We start from the raw sequence: 17,583 nt of genomic DNA on the forward strand, positions 1-17,583 counted from the left end.
CCGAGCCTGCTACGCCCGGCGATTCGGACCTGCCGGCTACCCCTTCGCGCGGTCCGCGAGCCCGCGGTACGCCTCGGAGGCGAGGAACTCGGGCAGCAGCAGGGCGGCGGTGACGCCGAGATCCCGGCCGAGCGCCTCGGCGGGTGTGAGGAACACCATGGCCTGGCCCTCGCCGAGCACCACGTCGGCCTGGGTGGCCTCGGTGGGGCCGTAGAAGACGTGCATCTCGACCTCGCCGTCGGCGGTGGTCACCGAGGCCCGGGTGCGCACGGTGTACGGCAGGATGGCCCCCGCATCGAGCGCGGTCTCCTCGCGGACCTCGCGGCGGGCCGCCTCCCGCGGCGACTCGCCGTCCTCGATCTTGCCGCCCGGCATCGCCCACTGGTTCGGCGAGACCTTCGCGTGCCGGTCGCGATGCTGCATGAGGACCCGTCCCTCGGGGTCGACGAGGAACACGACGGCGACACGGCGCTCGATCACGACTCAATCCTTACGCGGGGCCCGGCCAGGGGCGCTCCGACACACGGTTCACACAATCATTCATGCGGGGAGAAAACTCAAACGGACCTGCCGTGTGGCGTTGTCGCCGTTGGGGTCGACGAGGCAGACCGACTGCCAGGTGCCCAGGGCGATCCGGCCGCCGACGACCGGCAGGGTCGCGTACGGGGCGATGAACGCCGGCAGCACGTGGTCGCGGCCGTGGCCGGGGGAGCCGTGCCGGTGGGCCCAGCGGTCGTCGGCCGGCAGCACGTCGTCGAGGGCGCGCAGCAGGTCGTCGTCGCTGCCGGCGCCGGTCTCGATGAGCGCGACGCCGGCGGTGGCGTGCGGGACGAAGACGTGCAGCAGGCCGTCGCCCTGCCCGGCGACGAACCGGGCCGCCTCCTCCGTGATGTCGCGAACGACCGGCCGGGAGCCGGTCCGGACCGTGATCACCTCGGTGCGCATCGGCACAGTCTCGCAGCCTCAGCCCGAGTGGTGATGGTGGGAGGAGCCGGAATCGCCCCCGGACGACCCGGAGTGGCTCCACGACGACGATCCGGAGTCGTGGTGGATGGTGTGCCCGTGGCTCTGCCAGTGATCATGCCCGTGCGACGAGTGGCCCGATTGATGGGCGTTCGGGTCTGCGGCGTTGTACGGTGAATTGTCCGGCGTCCAGTTGCCGTCCAACGGGCTGCCGGCATGCCCGACGGGCCGGCGGGGTGCGTCCTCGCCGGCGGAGGAACGAAGGACCGGGCGCGTGGCCCTGCGCATCGCCAGCACGACGGCCGCGACCGCCACCGTCAGCGCGATCGCGACGATGCCGCAGGGCAGCAGCAACCACCAGGACGAGTTCTCGGGCACGGGCCGCACCGTAGCCGACCGCGGAGCCTGGAATACTTGTAGAGTCGCCGTCCCGTCAATAGCGAAACGTCACATAAGTTACCACTCGGTATCGTGTCGAGCATCGCACTTGGTGTGTCGTAGACGTGACGGACGGCACCGAAGCCAGGCAGGATGGGACATGGGCTCAAAACGGCCATGAACCATCGAGCCACACCCCGAGGCCACCCAGACCGGTCGCAGGCCCGACGCGTCCCGCCGAGCACCCCGCCGGTCGCTAGAACCTAGAAGGAACGCCTGTGTCCACCGAACGCAAGCGCCCGGTGATCAGCGACGGCCTACCGAGCCAGCTGCCCGACATCGACCCCGAGGAGACCACCGAGTGGGTCCAGTCACTGGACGGTGTCATCGACGAGCGCGGCACGAAGCGCGCCCGTTACGTGATGCTGCGCCTGCTGGAGCGGGCGCGGGAGCGACAGGTAGGCGTCCCGCCGCTCACGGCCACCGACTACATCAACACCATCGCGCCGGAGCGGGAGCCGTGGTTCCCCGGCAATGAGCACATCGAGCGGCGCATCCGGGCGTACATCCGCTGGAACGCCGCCATGCTCGTGCAGCGCGCGCAGCGGCCCGACGTCGGCGTCGGCGGCCACATCTCGACGTTCGCCAGCGCCGCGAGCCTCTACGAGGTCGGCTTCAACCACTTCTTCCGGGGCAAGGACCATCCCGGCGGCGGCGACCAGGTGTTCTTCCAGGGCCACGCCTCCCCGGGCATGTACGCGCGCGCGTTCCTCGAGGGCCGGCTCAGCGAGCGGCAGCTCGACGGCTTCCGCCAGGAGCTGTCGCACGGCGGCCTCGGCGCCGGCCTGCCCAGCTACCCGCACCCGCGGCTCATGCCGGGCTTCTGGGAGTTCCCGACGGTCTCGATGGGCCTCGGCGGCATCAACGCGATCTACCAGGCCCGGTTCAACCGGTACCTGCACAACCGCGGCTTCAAGGACACCAGCGGCCAGCACGTATGGGCGTTCCTGGGCGACGGCGAGATGGACGAGCCCGAGTCGATCGGCGCCATCGGCGTCGCGGCCCGCGAGGAGCTCGACAACCTTACCTTCGTGATCAACTGCAACCTGCAGCGCCTCGACGGGCCGGTCCGCGGCAACGGCAAGGTCATGCAGGAGCTGGAGGCGTTCTTCCGCGGCGCCGGCTGGAACGTGATCAAGGTCGTCTGGGGTCGCGAGTGGGACCCGCTGCTCGCCGCCGACACCGACGGCGCGCTGGTCAACCTCATGAACGTCACGCCCGACGGCGACTACCAGACGTACAAGGCCGAGTCCGGCGCCTATGTGCGCGAGCACTTCTTCGGCCGCGACCCGCGCACCCGCAAGATGGTCGAGCACCTCACCGACGACGAGATCTGGAACCTCAAGCGCGGCGGGCACGACTACCGCAAGCTCTACGCGGCGTACAAGGCGGCCACCGAGCACACCGGGCAGCCGACGGTCATCCTGGCCAAGACCATCAAGGGCTGGACGCTGGGCTCCCACTTCGAGGGCCGCAACGCCACCCACCAGATGAAGAAGCTGACCCTGCAGGACGTCAAGGACTTCCGGGACCGGTTGTATCTCGACATCCCCGACAGCGCGATCGGCGAGAACCCCTACGCGGTGCCGTACTACCGCCCGGACGAGAAGTCCGAGGAGATGGAGTACATGCGCGAGCGCAGGCGGGCCCTCGGCGGCGCGGTGCCCGAGCGGCGCACCACGCACATCCCGCTGCAGCTGCCGGAGAGCTCCGTCTACGGCGACATCAAGCGCGGCTCCGGCAAGCAGAAGGTCGCCACCACGATGGCCTTCGTGCGCATGCTCAAGGACCTCATGCGCGACAAGGGCATGGGCAAGCGCTGGGTGCCGGTCATCCCCGACGAGGCCCGCACCTTCGGCATGGACTCGCTGTTCCCGACCGCGAAGATCTACTCGCCGCACGGGCAGAACTACACCCCGGTCGACCGGGAGCTGTTCCTGTCCTACCGCGAGTCGACGTCCGGGCAGATCCTGCACGAGGGCATCAACGAGGCCGGGTCGGTCGCCTCGTTCACCGCCGCCGCGACCAGCTACGCGACGCACGGCCAGCCGATCATCCCGGTGTACATCTTCTACTCGATGTTCGGCTTCCAGCGCACCGCCGACGGGATCTGGGCCGCCGCCGACCAGATGTCGCGCGGCTTCCTGCTGGGCGCCACCGCCGGGCGGACCACGCTCAACGGCGAGGGCCTGCAGCACGAGGACGGGCACTCGCTGCTCATCGCGGCGACCAACCCGGCCGTCGTGGCCTACGACCCGGCGTTCGGGTTCGAGATCGCGCACATCACCGAGCACGCCGTCAACCGCATGTATGGCGAGGCCCCCGAGGACCTCATCTACTACCTGACGGTGTACAACGAGCCGATCTTCCAGCCGGCGGAGCCCGAGGGCCTCGACGTCGACGGGCTGCTGCGCGGCCTCTACCGCTACGCCCCGGCGCCGGTCCAGGAGGGTCCGAAGGCGCAGATCCTCGCCTCCGGCACGGGCATGCAGTGGGCGCTCAAGGCGCAGAAGCTGCTCGCCGAGGAGTGGGGCGTCGCCGCCGACGTGTGGTCGGCGACGTCGTGGATCGAGCTGCGGCGCGACGCGATCCGCGCCGAGGAGCACAACCTGCTGCACCCGGCGGACGAGCCCGAGGTCCCGTATGTCACCCGCGCCCTGCAGGACACGACGGGCCCGGTCGTCGCGGTCAGCGACTTCATGCGCGCGGTGCCGGACCTGATCGCCCGCTGGGTGCCGAACGACTACACGTCGCTCGGCACGGACGGCTTCGGCCTCTCCGACACCCGGCACGCCCTGCGCCGCCACTTCCACGTCGACGCCGAGTCGATCGTGGTGGCGGCACTGCGCCAGCTCGCCCGCCGCGGCGAGGTGCCGGCCTCGGCCCCGGCGGACGCCGCCAAGAAGTACGCGATCGATGACGTCAACGCCGCCCCGGTCGGCGAGACCGGCGGCGACTCGTAACCGCCGCACGCGCAGAAGGGGGTCGCAGCCGCGGCCCCCTTCTCGTCTTCCGGCACGATCGAGAGTTCGGGCTCGAAGGGGACTTTGGGGCTTGGGGACTCGGGCCGGTGCGGAACGACCGCTCGGGTATCGTGCCGTTGGTCTGAGCTGGCAGATCGACTGGACAAACCGGCGGACCGGGCTCGTCACCCGTTCGGGTCGAGCATGATCAATGAGTAACGCAATACTCACTCGTAAGTATTTACCCTCGCGTTCAATGAGTACTACGTTCGGATTACGAGGGTCGACGTAGGGCTACACGGGCGCTACGTTGGGCACCGGCACGAATTCTGCACGTGAATCTTCCGTGAAGAGAGAGCCGGTTGTGAGGATCTCGCCCCAATCACGCGGTGGTGCGCCAGGTAGCGCGCCGCCCAGCCGTGGCCACCGGCCCCGCCCCGATGGCGTCGAGCATGAGCGCCTGCACGGCGTAGGGCTCGGCCGGCTTCCAGTCGTGCGCCTCCGGGGGGCGCTCCCAGCGCACGCGCCCGCCGAGCTGGGGACTCGGCGGCGCCGGGACCCAGGAGTCCTGCCCGTGCAGGATCACGCCGGGGTGCGCGGCGAGCTCGGGGAGCACCCCGTGGCCGGGCAGCACCAGGAACATCCAGCGGTCCCCGGGTGCCGCCGCGACCGGGCCGCGGGCGGCCGCGAGGCCGTCGCCGAGCAGCGCGGCGCGACCCAGGGTGCTCGGCACCTCCAGCACGTCGAAGGCATGGCCGGTTGGCAGCAGCACCGTGTACGGGTGCTCCCGCCACAGCGCCGCCGCCTCGGCCTCGCCGACGGTCGCCGGCAGGGCCGTCGGGTGGCATGCGACGGTGGGGCAGCCCGGCCTGCCGCAGTCGAAGCGGCGCGGCCGGGAGGGCCGGCCCGCGTGCCGGCCGGCCAGGAAGGCGCCCGGTCGCACCGGCCAGCCGTGTGCGGCGTAGCGGGCCGCCGCCTTGCGCAGTCGCGACCGTTCCCACCAGAGCATGACCGTCTCCTACCGGGCGAGATCACTGGAAAGTGCGCACGAAACCACGTCGCGTTACCGGACGCGTTGTGCGTCGTTGGCCTTGACGACGGGGGTTGCAACTTGCACATCGGAACATATGAGCGGGTGACCGGGAGGAACCGCACAAATCGTGCGATGTCTACCGGCTGGGTGACCTCCGGAGGTGAGCGACGTGGATGAGTTGCCCATCGGCCGTCGGGTGGCGTACTGGAGAAACCGGCGCAAGATGTCGCAGCAGGTGTTCGCCGACCGGCTCGGCAAGTCCAAGAGCTGGGTCGACAAGGTCGAGCGCGGCGTGCGCCGGCTGGACAAGTTCTCCGTCGTGTACGAGATCGCCGACGTCCTCCAGCTCGACGTGCAGATCCTGCTGGGGCGGGACCCGGAGCGGCGGCCGGACAGCGTCAGCGGCGTCGACCAGGTCGAGGTCGAGGAGATCCGGGCCGCGCTGGAGCGCTACGACCAGATCAGCGCGTTCTTCTACGCGCCGCCGGAGCCGCCCTCCCTGCCGGAGATGCGCAAGGCCGTCACCCACGCCTGGCTGAGCTACCAGCACGCGAAGTACGCCACGCTGGCCCGCACCCTGCCCCGCCTGCTGCGCGAGGCGCAGGCCGCCGACACCGCCTACACCGACGGCCCGCAGGCCGAGGAGGCCGCTCACCTGCTCGGACAGGTGTACCAGATCGCCTCGTCGGCGCTGCGCAAGCTCGGCGAGCACGAGCTGTCCTGGCTCGCCGCGGACCGCTCGATCGCCGTGTCCCAGCGCACCGGCGACCAGCTGCTGGCCGGCACCGCCACCACGCGCGTCGCGCTGGCGCTGCTGTCGCTCGGGCGCGCCCGGCCCGCGCTGGAGATCAACGTCAACATCGCCAACCGGCTCGCCCCCGGTACCGACGGCAACGACCACACGCCCGAGCGCCTGTCCGTCTACGGGCAACTGCTGCTGCAGGGCGCGATGGCCGCGGCCCGCACCGGCGACAGCGCGACCGTGCGCGACCTGCTCGCCGGCGCCGAGGAGGCGGCCCGCGGCCTGGGTGGCGACGCCAACTACTACTGGACGTGCTTCGGCCCGACGAACGTCCAGCTGCACCGCGCCGCCGCCGCCGTGGAACTCGGCGAGGGGCGGGTGGCTGTGGAGGTACACGAAAATCTGGATCTTGATGCGTTTCAGGCCCTGCTGCCGGAGCGCCGGGCGCACCACTACCTGGACCAGGCCCGGGCGCGGGCGCTGATCGGCGACATCGAGGTGGCCAGCGAGATGCTGCTCGAGGGCGACCGGCTGGCCCCCGCGGAGATCCGGTGCCGGCCCCTGGCCCGCGAGGTGCTCAGCGACGTCCTGCGCCGCACCCGCGGCGCCCCGTCCGCCCCGGTGGCCGAACTCGCCGAACATATGAGCGTGGGGGTTTGAACACAAGGCAGAATGCCGGTATGTCCGGACCCGTCCTTTACGCCGTCGTGTGTGGCTCCCCGGCCACCCAGGGCGTCGGCACCCTGATCTCGCTCGCGCAGCAGCGGGGCTGGGACGTCTGCGTGGTCGCCACGCCGGACGCCCTCAAGTGGCTCGACATCCCCGCCGTCGTCAAGCAGACGGGCCACCCGGTGCGGCACCGCTACAAGTACCCAGGCGAACCCGACGTCCTGCCCCCGGCCGAGGCCATGATCGTCGCGCCGGCCACCGTCAACACCGTCAACAAGTGGTCGGCCGGCATCGCCGACACCCTGGCCCTCGGCCTCATCGTGGAGGGGCTCGGCCTGGACCTGCCGATCGTGGCCGTGCCGTACACCAACCGCGCGATGGCGGCCCATCCCGCCTTCGGCGAGTCGATCGAGCGGCTGCGCTCCTGGGGCGTCACCGTCCTCTACGGCGAGGAGGTCGTCGATCTGCACCAGCCCGGGATCGGCGAGACCCGTGACGACTTTCCGTGGCACCTGCCGCTCGACGCGCTCGATCGGCACCCGTCCGTGCGGGCCCAGCGGATCACGGGCGGGGACGCGGGGGCTAACGTTACGCCGTGCGTGTAGCCGAACTCGTGGAACTGCTGGAGCGGCGGTATCCGCCGGACTGGGCCGAGGACTGGGACCGCGTCGGCTTCGTCCTCGGCGACCCCGACGCGACCGTCACCCGGGTGCTGCTCGCCGTCGACTGCGACCCGGCGGTCGTGGACGAGGCGGAGGCGGCCGGGGCCGAGTTCGTGTTCACCCACCACCCGCTGCTGCTGCGCGGGGTGTCCAGCGTGGCGCCCACGACGTACAAGGGCCGGATCGTGCACCGGATGATCCGGTCCGGGATCGCGCTGTACACCGCCCACACCAACGGCGACGTCGCCAACCCGGGCGTGTCCGACTCCCTGGCCGCGGCCCTCGGCCTGCGCGACGTGCGGCCGCTGCGCCCCGATCCCCGCGCGCCCGAGCGGGGACACGGCCGCGTCGGGCGACTTCCCGAGCCGATGACCCTGGCCGCCTTCGCCGCCCACGCGGCGGCGAGCCTGCCGAAGACGGCCGCCGCCGTGCGCGCCGCTGGCGACCCGGCCGCGACGGTCGAGACGGTCGCGGTCTCCGGCGGCGCCGGCGACGCGTTCCTGGCCGACGCGGTGCGGGCCGGCGTTGACGCATACTTGACCGCGGATCTGCGCCACCACCCGGCGCAGGAGCACCTCGCCAATGGCGGGCCGGCCCTCGTCGACGTCGCCCACTGGGCGTCCGAACGGCCCTGGCTGGACGACGTGGCGGCGTTCCTGCGGGCGGAGGCCGGCGTGCAGACCGTGGTGTCCGATGTGGACACCTCACCCTGGGTACTGTTGAGAGGCTCCGTGGAGGGCAACGACTCGTGAAGGCTGACCCGCAATCCCAGCGCCGCCTGCTCGACCTGCAGGCGATCGACATCGCGCTGACCCAGCTCGCGCACAAGCGCAAGGCCCTGCCCGAGCATGCCGAGCTCGACAAGCTGGCCCGCGAGCTGTCAACGAGGGAGGATCAGCGGGTCCGTGCCCAGGTGGCCGTCGACGACCTCGACCGCGACATCGACCGGCTCGAGCGCGACGCCGAGCAGGTCCGTGCCCGCAAGCAGAAGGACCAGACGCGCCTCGACGCCGGCACCGGCCCGGCGCGCGAGCTCGAGGCGCTGCAGCACGAGATCGCCACGCTCAACCGGCGCCAGTCCGAGCTCGAGGACGCCGAGCTGGAGCTCATGGAGCAGCGCGAGACCGCGCAGGCGGCCCTGGACGAGGTCCGCACCGAGCTGGAGGCCCGCCGGGCCGCCCGCGACGAGGCTGAGCGGCGCCGCGACGAGGCCCTCGCCGCGATCGCCAAGGACGAGGAGTTCCGCCGGGCCGGCCGCCGCCCACTCGCCGCGGACCTGCCCGTGGACCTCGTCACCCTCTACGACAAGATCCGCGAGAGCAGCGGCGGCATCGGCGCGGCCATGCTGCGCCAGGGCCGCTGCGAGGGCTGCCGCATCGAGCTCGCCGGCGGCGACCGGGCCCGGGTGAAGGCCGCCGACCCGGACGAGGTCGTGCGCTGCGAGGAGTGCCGCCGCATCCTGGTGCGCACCGCCGAGTCGGGGCTGTAGCCGCATGCGGGTGGCCGTCGAAGCGGATGGCGGGTCGCGCGGAAACCCCGGCCCGGCCGGCTATGGCGCCGTCGTGCTCGACGAGTCCGGCGAGGTGCTCGCCGAGCGCCTCGGCACGCTCGGCGTGACGACCAACAACGTCGCCGAGTATTCCGGGCTCATCGCCGGCCTGCGCGCCGCACGCGAGCTCGGCGCCGACGAGGCCGAGGTGCGCATGGACTCCAAGCTCGTCATCGAGCAGATGTCCGGGCGCTGGCAGATCAAGCACCCCGGCCTGCGCCCGCTCGCCGAGGAGGCCCGGGAACTGGCCAAGGGCTTTTCCCGGATTCGGTACACCTGGATCCCCCGCGAGCGGAACCGGCACGCCGACCGCCTGGCCAACGCCGCGATGGACGGCAAGACCGCCTCGGACGTGGAGCCTCCCGCCGCCTCGGAGCCGCCGCGGTCGTGGTCGCCGCCCTCGACCGGCTCGCCGCTGCGGATGGTGGTCCTGCGACACGGACAGACCCCGTATACGGCCCAGAAGCGCTACTCCGGCCGCGGCGACATCGCCCTCTCCGAGGCCGGCCACGAGCAGGCGGCCCGCGCCGCCGCCCGCGCGCGGCAGCTCGCCCCGTCCATCGCCGCGGTGGTCAGCTCGCCGCTGAAGCGCTGCCTCGAAACCGCGGCCGCCTTCGGCGACGTGCCGATCCACGTCGAGGACGACCTCATCGAGTGCGACTTCGGCGAGTGGGAGGGGCTCACCTACGCCGAGGTCCGCGAGCGCTACGGCCCCGAGCAGGACCGCTGGCTCGCCTCCACCGCCGTCGCGCCGCCGGGCGGCGAGTCGTTCCAGCAGGTCGCCATGCGGGTGCGGCGGGCCGTGCGGCGGCTGCAGGAGCGCTACGAGGGCCGCGAGATCGCCGTCGTCAGCCACGTCACCCCGATCAAGCTGCTGCTGCGCGACGCGCTCGCCGCGAGCGACTCGCTCCTCTTCCGGCTGTACCTCGACCCCGCCGGCCTGTCGCTCGTGGACTCCTGGCCCGACGGCGGCGTCGCGGTGCGCCTGGTGAACGAGACCGCTCACCTGTCCTAGCGCCTGCTTCATAGCTGAGGCGGGGCTGCGGCGGGCCCAGATTCCGCCTGGCGGCGTCCCGCGCAAGCCCGGTTACAACACCGGTAGCCTGGCTCCCGGGGGCCACCACCAGACGAAATCTGGACTCCGCCTCGCTCCCACCCCAGCTATGAAACAGGCGCTAGCTAGAAGAACGCGCGGTACAGCAGCACCAGCCCCACCACCGAGCCGAACACGACGATCATCGTCTTGAGCACCGCGCTCGGCAGCCGGCGGGCCAGCCGGGCGCCGACGTACCCGCCGACGATCGCGGCCGGCGCGACGATCGCCACGTCGAACCAGTCGACCGGCCCGAACAGCCCGAACGCGAGCACGCCGACCAGCCCGCCGAGCGCCGAGATGACATTCTTCAGCGCGCTGACCCGGGCCATGGACTGGTCCAGGACGAGCGCGAGCGCGGCGACGAGCATCACGCCGAGGGCGGCGCCGAAGTACCCGCCGTACAGCGAGCCGAGGAACACCATCCCGTGCAGCCCGAGCCGCTGCCGGCGGGGCGACAGCTCGCGAGGATGCCCGACGAGCCGCCGCAGCCGGTCCTGGAACGCGAGCACCGCCGTGGCCCCCAGCACAAGGAACGGCACCACGAGGTCGAAGGCCTCGGCCGGCGTCAGCAGCAGCAGCGCGCACCCGAGCGAGGCCGCGACGACCGACGTCGGCCCGAGGCTCAGCAGCAGCCGCCGAGACCCGTCCCGGGCCAGGTCGGCCAGGTCGGTGCGGCTGCCGTAGACGGACGCGACGTACCCGGGGAAGACGGACGTGGTGTTGGTCACGTTCGCCGCCACGGGCGGCAGCCCCGTGGCGATCAGCGCGGGAAACGTGATGAGCGAGCCACCCCCCGCGATCGCGTTGACGGTTCCGGCCGCCAGTCCGGCCACGGACAGCAAGGCGATGTCTGAGGGGTTCATGGTCTGACTACCATAGTCAGCGCGACGGACGAGTCGACCGGGCGGCCGCGTCGGCACCACACTGGTGCCGCCGAGGAACGTCCGGGCTCCACAGGGCAGGGTGGTTGTTAACGGCAACCCGGGGCGACCCGCGGGACAGTGCCACAGAAAGCAGACCGCCCAGAGGGCCGGGAAACCGGCCGGCTGGGTAAGGGTGAAACGGTGGGGTAAGAGCCCACCAGCGCCCCGGGCGACCGGGGCGGCTAGGTAAACCCCACCCGGAGCAAGGTCAAAAGGGCCGGCGCCCACGGGCCCGGCCTGCGCAGGCGTTCGAGGGCTGCCCGCCCGAGCCTGCGGGTGGACCGCTGGAGCCTGCCGGCAACGGCAGGCCGAGATGGATGGCCGCCCCCCACCGCAAGGCGGGGACAGAACCCGGCGTACAGGTCGACTCGTCCGTCGCCCTCTCGATCACGGCCCGGCGGCCAGGCGGGGACCATGTCACCGCGCCTGGCCGCGTTCACCGTCTGCCGTGGGTTACGGCCGCAGGTCGCGCAGCGGACCGTGGTCGTCCGGGAAGTTCCTTGTGCTCAACGCCTGCACGCCCGCGGTGTGGTCGCCGTTGAACGGCGTCACCGCGTTCGGGTCCTTCTGGCAGCCGGCGGCGACCGCATCCTTCGGCGAGTTGAACCACAGCCCGAGGTGGTACTGGTGGACCGGGTTCGTCCGCGGGTTCGACGAGGCGTCCGGGATCGGCGAGGTGTGCACCACCGGGGCCGGGGCGGTGCCGGGCGCCACGCTGAACGTCTCGATGCTGAACCGGCCGACGAACCTGCCGGTGGCTGTGCCCGAGCGGTTCGTGTCCAGGTCGCCCTGGTACCAGGACAGGCCGAACGGCGCGTTCGGCACCTGGGTGACGAACAGATCGAACTCCGTGTTCTTCGGCAAGCCGCTCGCCACGATCGTCATTACCTCGACCGGCCCCTTTGACTGTACGGTGACCTTGGCCTTGGCGTCGGGCAGGCAGCCCGTATTCACCGAGTTCGCGGACCGGACCATCTGGAACTCGATCCTGGTGTGTTTGGCGCCGGTGGCGATGGCTGTCGCACCGCCGCCCGCGACGATCATTCCTGCGGCGCCGAGGACGACGGCGGCGCGTTTGATGTGCGTCTTCATGTTTGGCCTCCCTGTGTCGATCTCTTGTTGTCACGTCTCTTTCGAGATATGCGGACGAAATTGGGCAGGCGGGATCAACCCACCTTCGTGGCGGGGGATGTAGGTAGCGAAAGCAGCACTCAATTGGGCGCGTCGGAGCGCGCCCTACGTGTACGGAAATGGACCGGTAGCCGATTGACCGGCTGACAGGCCGGACGCCGGCGCTCTCCTCGCCTTGCGGACCTGCTCACGGACAACGTACTGCACGGGAAATGTCCGGGGGTTGGTGTCGCGTCGGGTAGACGAGGGGTATTGCTGTTGCCGTCCGCCTCACATCCCAGACGTCACCTGCGGCTCACGTCAGCGCGAACCGTCCGGTTCCGGCAGGCCGCACCTGCTCCGCCTCGATGACGAGCACCGGGTGCTGGCGGCCGCCGGGCGAACGGGGGTGTGCCGGAATGCGGGGACGCTCAAGGCAACTCAGCAGTGCCGCCGCGTCACAGGGTGATGTCGCGGCCGGGCTGCTCGTCCACTTCGCGCCAGGCCTGGACGCGGAGCGGGCGGACGCGGAAATACAGGTAGTCGCGCAGGGTTCGCGGGTCGAACCCTGTCTTCTCGGCGAACGCGTCGCCCTCGGCCGGCGAGAGCTCGGCGGTCGGCACGGCCGTCACCGCGCCGTGGATGAGCACCACGTCGCGGGTCGGGCCGACGCCGATGCGGACGTCCTTCGAGGCGAGCATGTTGCGAGCCGTCGGCGACGTGGCCGCGGTCGCGAGCAGCAGCGTCTCGCCGTCCCAGAGGAACGACAGCGGCACCAGGTACGGCATGCCGTCCGGCGTCGCCGTCGCGATCCAGGCGTCCACATTCTCGGCGAGCCGGCGCAGCGTGTCGGACACGCGCCGGTCGTGCGGGCGGGGAGCCATACGGACCAATTCCTCCAGGTCGTTGGGCATCCAGCGCGGCCGGAGTGCCCGGGCAAACGGGGTTGCTGGCCCCGGGCCTACTGCGACAGGCGAGCCAGGTCCTCGAAGTACTCCGGGTAGGTCTTCGCCACGCACCGTGGGTCGCGGATCTCGATGCCCGGCACCCGCAGGCCCAGCAGCGCCAGGCTCATCGCCATGCGGTGGTCCTCGTAGGTGTCGAACGTGGTCGGGGTTGGCGTGGCCGGGTTGATGGTGAACCCGTCGGCCTCCTCGACCGCGTCAATGCCCGCGCGGGACAGCTCCGTCACGATCGCGCCGATGCGGTCGGTCTCCTTGCGGCGGATGAAGCCGATGCCGGTGATCCGGGTCGGGGAGTCGGCGAACACGGCCACCGCGGCGAGGGTCTGCGCGGTGTCGGAGATGTCGGCCATGTCGACCTCGATGCCGTGCAGCTCGCCGGTGCCGGTGACCGTGATGCTGTCGGCGGCCCACTCGACCCGGGCCCCCATCCGCTCCAGCAGCTCGGCGAAGCGCACGTCGCCCTGCAGGCTGCGGGTGCCCAGCCCCTCGACGGTCACCCGCCCGCCGGTGATCGCGGCCGCGGCCAGCAGGTAGGAGGCGGCGCTCGCGTCGGGCTCGATGTCGTAGTCGGTCGCCCGGTATGCGCCCGGCTGCACCGTCAGACCCTCCACGGTCACGCCGAACGCGGTCATGACGGCGGTGGTCGCCTCGACGTAGGGCACCGAGACCAGCGGCGAGGTGAGCTCGACCGTCAGCCCCTCGGCCATGAGCGGACCGGCCATGAGCAAGCCGGAGAGGTACTGGCTGGAGATGTGCCCCGGTAGCGCCACCTTGCCCCCGGTCAGCGGCCCGGTGACGGCGACCGGCAGGAACCCGGGCTCGCCCAGGTCCTCCACCGTCGCGCCCAGCTCGCGCAGCGCGACGACGAGCGCGGCGAACGGCCGGGCGCGCAGCTGCGGCGTGCCGTCGACCACGCCGCGCGCGGGGCGCAGCGCCGCCGCCGGCAGCACGAACCGCGACGTGGTGCCCGACTGGCGTGCGTCGATGTGCACGTCGCCGGCGGCGGCACGCACGTCGACCCCGTCAACGACCGCCGTCCGCGCGGCCTCGTCGACGGTGAGGGTCACGCCCAGCGCCCGGACGGCGTCGAGCATCGCGTACGTGTCGTCGGCGAAGAGCACTCCCGTCAGCGTGCTGCGCCCGGGCGCGAGCGCGGCGCAGATGAGGGCGCGGTTGGTGATGCTCTTCGAGCCGGGCGGGCGCAGCACCACGTCGGGCGGCGAGGCCAGCGGCGTGATGGCGAGGACGTCCGGCAGGTCATCGGCATGGAGGCTCACCCTTCGATTGTCCCGCAGGCCCCGCGGGCGCGGGAACGAGGGCCGCCGTTTCCGGAGCTTCGTCCGGTACCCCAGGTCGACCGGCTCCAGCGGCACCGGATGGTCGTGCACCGGGCGCCGCACGCGGTTCACCGGGGCCGGGATCCGCGACGGTTCGGGGACTGTCGCGCTGCGGGGCTCCACTCGTCGGAGAGGCGGTACGCATACTGCTCGCATTCCGCCGCCGCCGGGTCTTTCACGGCCCCCCGGGACCGGCTGGTCTCGTGCGGCTCGCCGGAGCGCCTTGGTGTCCACCGTGGACGATTCTCGTTCGCCCCCGAACGATGGCCGGAGGGTCGACCGGACGACTCGAATGTGCTTCCTCCGTTCGGCTCACCCTCGGGTGATGGTGACCACATGGCGACGCGACAACTCCCGGTTCCGCATGGGATTTTCGGGTGGGCACATGATTGGGAAAGCCTTGCCACACAATGGATCCGGACCGGCTCGAGGCGCCTAGCAGCATCCGGAGCCGGTGCCGTGCGGGTCTGAGACCGATCTCGGCCGGTTGCGTCTACTGTGGAATCTGAACCAGGTATTTGCCGGTTTCGGTGGCGCGTGTTGCATTTGCGGTGCACAGTGATGTCATGAGCAGCAGCGGTGCTGAGCGGTACTACTGGTGCCTATCTCACCAACGGGTCGAGTCCGAGGCCGACATGTGCCCTGGAAGGGATCGCCTCGGCCCCTATGATTCGGCGGCAGAAGCCGAGCAGGCCCTCGCTAAAGTCCACGAACGCAACGAGGCGTGGGACGCCGAGGACGAACGGTGGGAAGGCAAGCCCTAGTACGACGCCGGACCACGGGCGACCGCGAACCGCCCGGGTCCGACGGCAACCGGAACACCCGTCCACCCGCACAACCCAACCGCGAATATCCCGCAGGACGCGGGATAACTCCTCCAGGAGGACCACGATGGCCGCAGCAAACAAGGCCACCACGAGATCGGCCGCAGCGCGCGCGGCCGCGACCAACGCGGCGGCCCAGGCCCCCGTGACGACCGACCCGGCCCCCGCCAAGGCCCGTGGGACGGTCGCCGCAAGTTCCCCCCGCCGCACCACAACGGCGGCAGTGACCCCGGCGTCGTCGACGTCAGCGCGCAAGTCGGCGGCGGCCAAGGCGGCGACCCCGGCGTCTTCGGCGTCGACGTCGTCGCGGAAGCCGGCGGCGGCCAAGACGGCCACCCCGGCGGCGAAGAAGACGACGGCGGCAGCCAAGACGGCGGCCCCGGCGTCTTCGGCGTCGCGGAAGCCGGCGAGCGCCAAGACCGCGACCCCGGCGTCTTCGACGTCGACGTCGTCGCGGAAGCCGGCGGCCGCCAAGACGGCCACCCCGGCAGCGAGGAAGACGACGGCGGCGGCCAAGGCGGCGACGCCGGCGGCGAAGAAGACGACGGCGGCGGCCAAGACGGCCACCCCCGCGGCGAGGAAGACGGCGGCGGCGGCCAAGACGGCGACGGCGGCGGCGGCCAAGACGGCGGCGGCGGCGGCCAAGACGACCGCCGCGGCCGCGAAGAAGACGGCGGCCAAGACCACCACCGTGGTCAAGGCGGCAGCGAAGAAGGCCGCGCCGGCCAAGAGCGCGGCGAAGACGACCACCACGGCGGCCAAGAAGACCACCGCCGCCAAGACCACGGCTGCCAAGAGCACCACGGCCGCGAAGAAGGCCGCGACCGCGAAGGCCACCCCGGCCAAGGCAGCGGCGAAGAGGACCGCCACGGCGAAGGCAGCCCCGGCGAAGGCGGCGACCAAGGCGACCGCGGCGAAGTCGACGGCGGCGAAGGCGACCACGGCCAAGGCGGCCGCGGCCAAGACGACGACGGCCAGGGCCACCAAGGCGGCGGCTACCAAGGCGGCGGCGAAGGCGGCTCCGGCGAAGGCGGCGGCGAAGAGGACGGCCACGGCGAAGGCGGCTCCGGCGAAGGCGGCGGCCAAGGCGACCAAGGCGACCGCGGCGAAGTCGACGGCTGCCAAGGCCACCACGGCCGCGAAGACCACCGCGGCGGCGAAGAAGGCCGCGACCGCGAAGGCCACCCCGGCCAAGGCGGCGGCGAGGAAGACCGCCACGGCGAAGGCGGCTCCGGCGAAGGCTGCGACCAAGGCCACCGCCGCGAAGTCGGCGGCGAAGGCGGCTCCGGCGAAGGCGACGACCCGGACGTCCGCCGCCAAGGCCGCCCCCGCCAGGTCGGCGGCCAAGGCGACCACGGCCAAGGCGACCAAGTCCGCGGCGGCGAAGGCTGCTCCGGCGAAGGCGGCAACCAGGGCCGCCGCGGCGAAGACGGCGGTGAAGGCCACCCCGGCCAAGACCGCCGCGACGAAGACGGCGGGCGCCAGGGCCACGGCGACCAGGGCCGCGACCAAGACGACCGCCGCCAAGACCACCACGGCCAAGGCGGCGACGGCGACCACGGCCAAGGCGACCACGGCCAGGGCCACCAAGGCGGCGGCTACCAAGGCGGCGGCGAAGGCGACCACGGCGAAGGCGACCACGGCGAGGGCTACCAAGTCCGCGGCGGCTAAGGCGACCACGGCGAAGGCGACCACGGCGAGGGCCACCAAGTCCGCGGCGGCGAAGGCGGCCCCGGCCAAGGCGACAGCGAAGGCCACCCCGGCCAAGACCGCGGCGGCGAAGTCGACGGGCGCCAAGGCCACGGCGACCGAGGCCCCGACGACCGAGGCCACGGCGACCAAGACGGCGGCGAGGAAGACCACCGCACGGAAGGCACCGGCCCGCAAGGCGGCCACGGCGACCGAGGCCACGGCGACCGAGGCCACGGCGATCGAGGCCACGGCGACCAAGGCGGCGGCGAGGAAGGCCACCGCACGGAAGGCGCCGGCCCGCAAGGCCGCCACGCCGCCCGCCGCGGCGGCCGAGGCCCCGCAGACGCTCGCCCCCGCGGCGGCCGATCCGGTCGAGTCCGTCGAGCCGGTCGAGCCGGCGACGCCCCCGGCGGTCATCGCCGAGGGCGGCCTGGACGCCGGGGCCCCGGCGGCGGAGGAGGACACCGCGTCGGGCGCCGCGGCCGAGGCCATCCCGGGCCGCGAGAACGGCAACAACCCGGAGGAGGCCGCGAGCATGACGCCGGAGGACTGGGCGAGCATCGCCCGCCCGTAACGGAGGTACTCGCAACGACGGCCGGTCCGCCCTCTGGGCGGGC

Annotated in this window: 16 protein-coding genes and 1 other RNA gene; 8 read left to right on the forward strand and 9 right to left on the reverse strand. The window is 72.1% G+C overall.

The window, feature by feature from the left end:
* Positions 1–36 precede the first annotated feature (36 nt).
* Genes ABT297_RS10175 through ABT297_RS10185 form a run of 3 tightly spaced genes read right to left on the reverse strand, consistent with a single transcriptional unit; the run spans position 37 to position 1,341 of the window.
* Complete coding sequence (locus tag ABT297_RS10175; RefSeq protein ID WP_350547008.1) at positions 37–480, reverse strand: NUDIX hydrolase; 444 nt, start codon at positions 478–480, stop codon at positions 37–39.
* Between the two features lie 60 nt (positions 481–540).
* A complete protein-coding gene (locus tag ABT297_RS10180; protein WP_350547010.1) occupies positions 541–945 on the reverse strand; it encodes a YjbQ family protein in 405 nt (134 codons plus the stop codon).
* An 18-nt stretch (positions 946–963) separates the two neighbouring features.
* Positions 964–1,341, reverse strand: a complete 378-nt coding sequence (locus ABT297_RS10185) for a hypothetical protein (RefSeq protein ID WP_350547012.1) — start codon at positions 1,339–1,341, stop codon at positions 964–966.
* Positions 1,342–1,619: 278 nt separating this feature from the next.
* On the opposite strand from ABT297_RS10185, the gene aceE reads away from it, so the two are divergent.
* Complete coding sequence (aceE, locus tag ABT297_RS10190) at positions 1,620–4,364, forward strand: pyruvate dehydrogenase (acetyl-transferring), homodimeric type (protein WP_350547014.1); 2,745 nt, start codon at positions 1,620–1,622, stop codon at positions 4,362–4,364.
* A 382-nt stretch (positions 4,365–4,746) separates the two neighbouring features.
* Here aceE and ABT297_RS10195 read toward each other — a convergent pair whose 3' ends face one another.
* Positions 4,747–5,373, reverse strand: a complete 627-nt coding sequence (locus ABT297_RS10195) for a bifunctional DNA primase/polymerase (RefSeq protein ID WP_350547017.1) — start codon at positions 5,371–5,373, stop codon at positions 4,747–4,749.
* Positions 5,374–5,566: 193 nt separating this feature from the next.
* Here ABT297_RS10195 and ABT297_RS10200 point away from each other — a divergent pair, with 193 nt between their 5' ends.
* Genes ABT297_RS10200 through ABT297_RS10220 form a run of 5 tightly spaced genes read left to right on the forward strand, consistent with a single transcriptional unit; the run spans position 5,567 to position 10,034 of the window.
* Complete coding sequence (locus ABT297_RS10200) at positions 5,567–6,799, forward strand: helix-turn-helix domain-containing protein (RefSeq protein ID WP_350547019.1); 1,233 nt, start codon at positions 5,567–5,569, stop codon at positions 6,797–6,799.
* Between the two features lie 20 nt (positions 6,800–6,819).
* Positions 6,820–7,413, forward strand: coding sequence for a flavoprotein (locus ABT297_RS10205; RefSeq protein ID WP_350547021.1), 594 nt, complete (start codon positions 6,820–6,822; stop codon positions 7,411–7,413).
* Positions 7,404–8,222 (forward strand): Nif3-like dinuclear metal center hexameric protein, encoded by an 819-nt coding sequence (locus ABT297_RS10210; RefSeq protein WP_350547023.1) that lies wholly within the window; start codon positions 7,404–7,406, stop codon positions 8,220–8,222. Before ABT297_RS10205 ends, ABT297_RS10210 begins: the two co-directional genes overlap by 10 nt.
* The gene (locus tag ABT297_RS10215) at positions 8,219–8,959 is read left to right on the forward strand and encodes a zinc ribbon domain-containing protein (protein WP_350547025.1); all 741 of its coding nucleotides are present in this window, start codon (positions 8,219–8,221) and stop codon (positions 8,957–8,959) included. The genes ABT297_RS10210 and ABT297_RS10215 overlap by 4 nt, the downstream gene beginning before the upstream one ends.
* 4 nt (positions 8,960–8,963) lie before the next feature.
* The gene (locus ABT297_RS10220) at positions 8,964–10,034 is read left to right on the forward strand and encodes a bifunctional RNase H/acid phosphatase (protein WP_350547027.1); all 1,071 of its coding nucleotides are present in this window, start codon (positions 8,964–8,966) and stop codon (positions 10,032–10,034) included.
* A 164-nt stretch (positions 10,035–10,198) separates the two neighbouring features.
* On the opposite strand, the gene ABT297_RS10225 is transcribed toward ABT297_RS10220, so the two are convergent.
* Positions 10,199–10,978, reverse strand: a complete 780-nt coding sequence (locus ABT297_RS10225; protein ID WP_350547030.1) for a sulfite exporter TauE/SafE family protein — start codon at positions 10,976–10,978, stop codon at positions 10,199–10,201.
* A gap of 29 nt (positions 10,979–11,007) precedes the next feature.
* On the opposite strand from ABT297_RS10225, the gene rnpB reads away from it, so the two are divergent.
* Positions 11,008–11,413: RNase P RNA component class A (rnpB, locus tag ABT297_RS10230), an RNA gene on the forward strand.
* Between the two features lie 78 nt (positions 11,414–11,491).
* On the opposite strand, the gene ABT297_RS10235 is transcribed toward rnpB, so the two are convergent.
* The 4 genes from ABT297_RS10235 to ABT297_RS10250 all read right to left on the reverse strand — a co-directional run bounded on the left by ABT297_RS10235 (position 11,492) and on the right by ABT297_RS10250 (position 16,720).
* Positions 11,492–12,130 (reverse strand): hypothetical protein, encoded by a 639-nt coding sequence (locus tag ABT297_RS10235; RefSeq protein ID WP_350547032.1) that lies wholly within the window; start codon positions 12,128–12,130, stop codon positions 11,492–11,494.
* A 476-nt stretch (positions 12,131–12,606) separates the two neighbouring features.
* Positions 12,607–13,005 (reverse strand): pyridoxamine 5'-phosphate oxidase family protein, encoded by a 399-nt coding sequence (locus tag ABT297_RS10240; RefSeq protein WP_350547034.1) that lies wholly within the window; start codon positions 13,003–13,005, stop codon positions 12,607–12,609.
* 104 nt (positions 13,006–13,109) lie between these two features.
* Positions 13,110–14,390 carry a 3-phosphoshikimate 1-carboxyvinyltransferase gene (gene aroA / locus ABT297_RS10245; protein WP_350547037.1) on the reverse strand — a complete coding sequence of 427 codons (1,281 nt, stop codon included), beginning with the start codon at positions 14,388–14,390 and terminating at the stop codon, positions 13,110–13,112.
* Between the two features lie 662 nt (positions 14,391–15,052).
* Positions 15,053–16,720, reverse strand: coding sequence for a hypothetical protein (locus ABT297_RS10250; RefSeq protein ID WP_350547039.1), 1,668 nt, complete (start codon positions 16,718–16,720; stop codon positions 15,053–15,055).
* Here ABT297_RS10250 and ABT297_RS10255 point away from each other — a divergent pair.
* Positions 16,710–17,540 (forward strand): hypothetical protein, encoded by an 831-nt coding sequence (locus ABT297_RS10255; RefSeq protein WP_350547041.1) that lies wholly within the window; start codon positions 16,710–16,712, stop codon positions 17,538–17,540. The genes ABT297_RS10250 and ABT297_RS10255 overlap by 11 nt on opposite strands.
* Positions 17,541–17,583: the final 43 nt, after the last annotated feature.

The sequence above is a fragment of the Dactylosporangium sp. NPDC000555 genome, assembly GCF_040300025.1.
In the GTDB taxonomy this organism is placed as follows: Bacteria; Actinomycetota; Actinomycetes; order Mycobacteriales; family Micromonosporaceae; genus Dactylosporangium.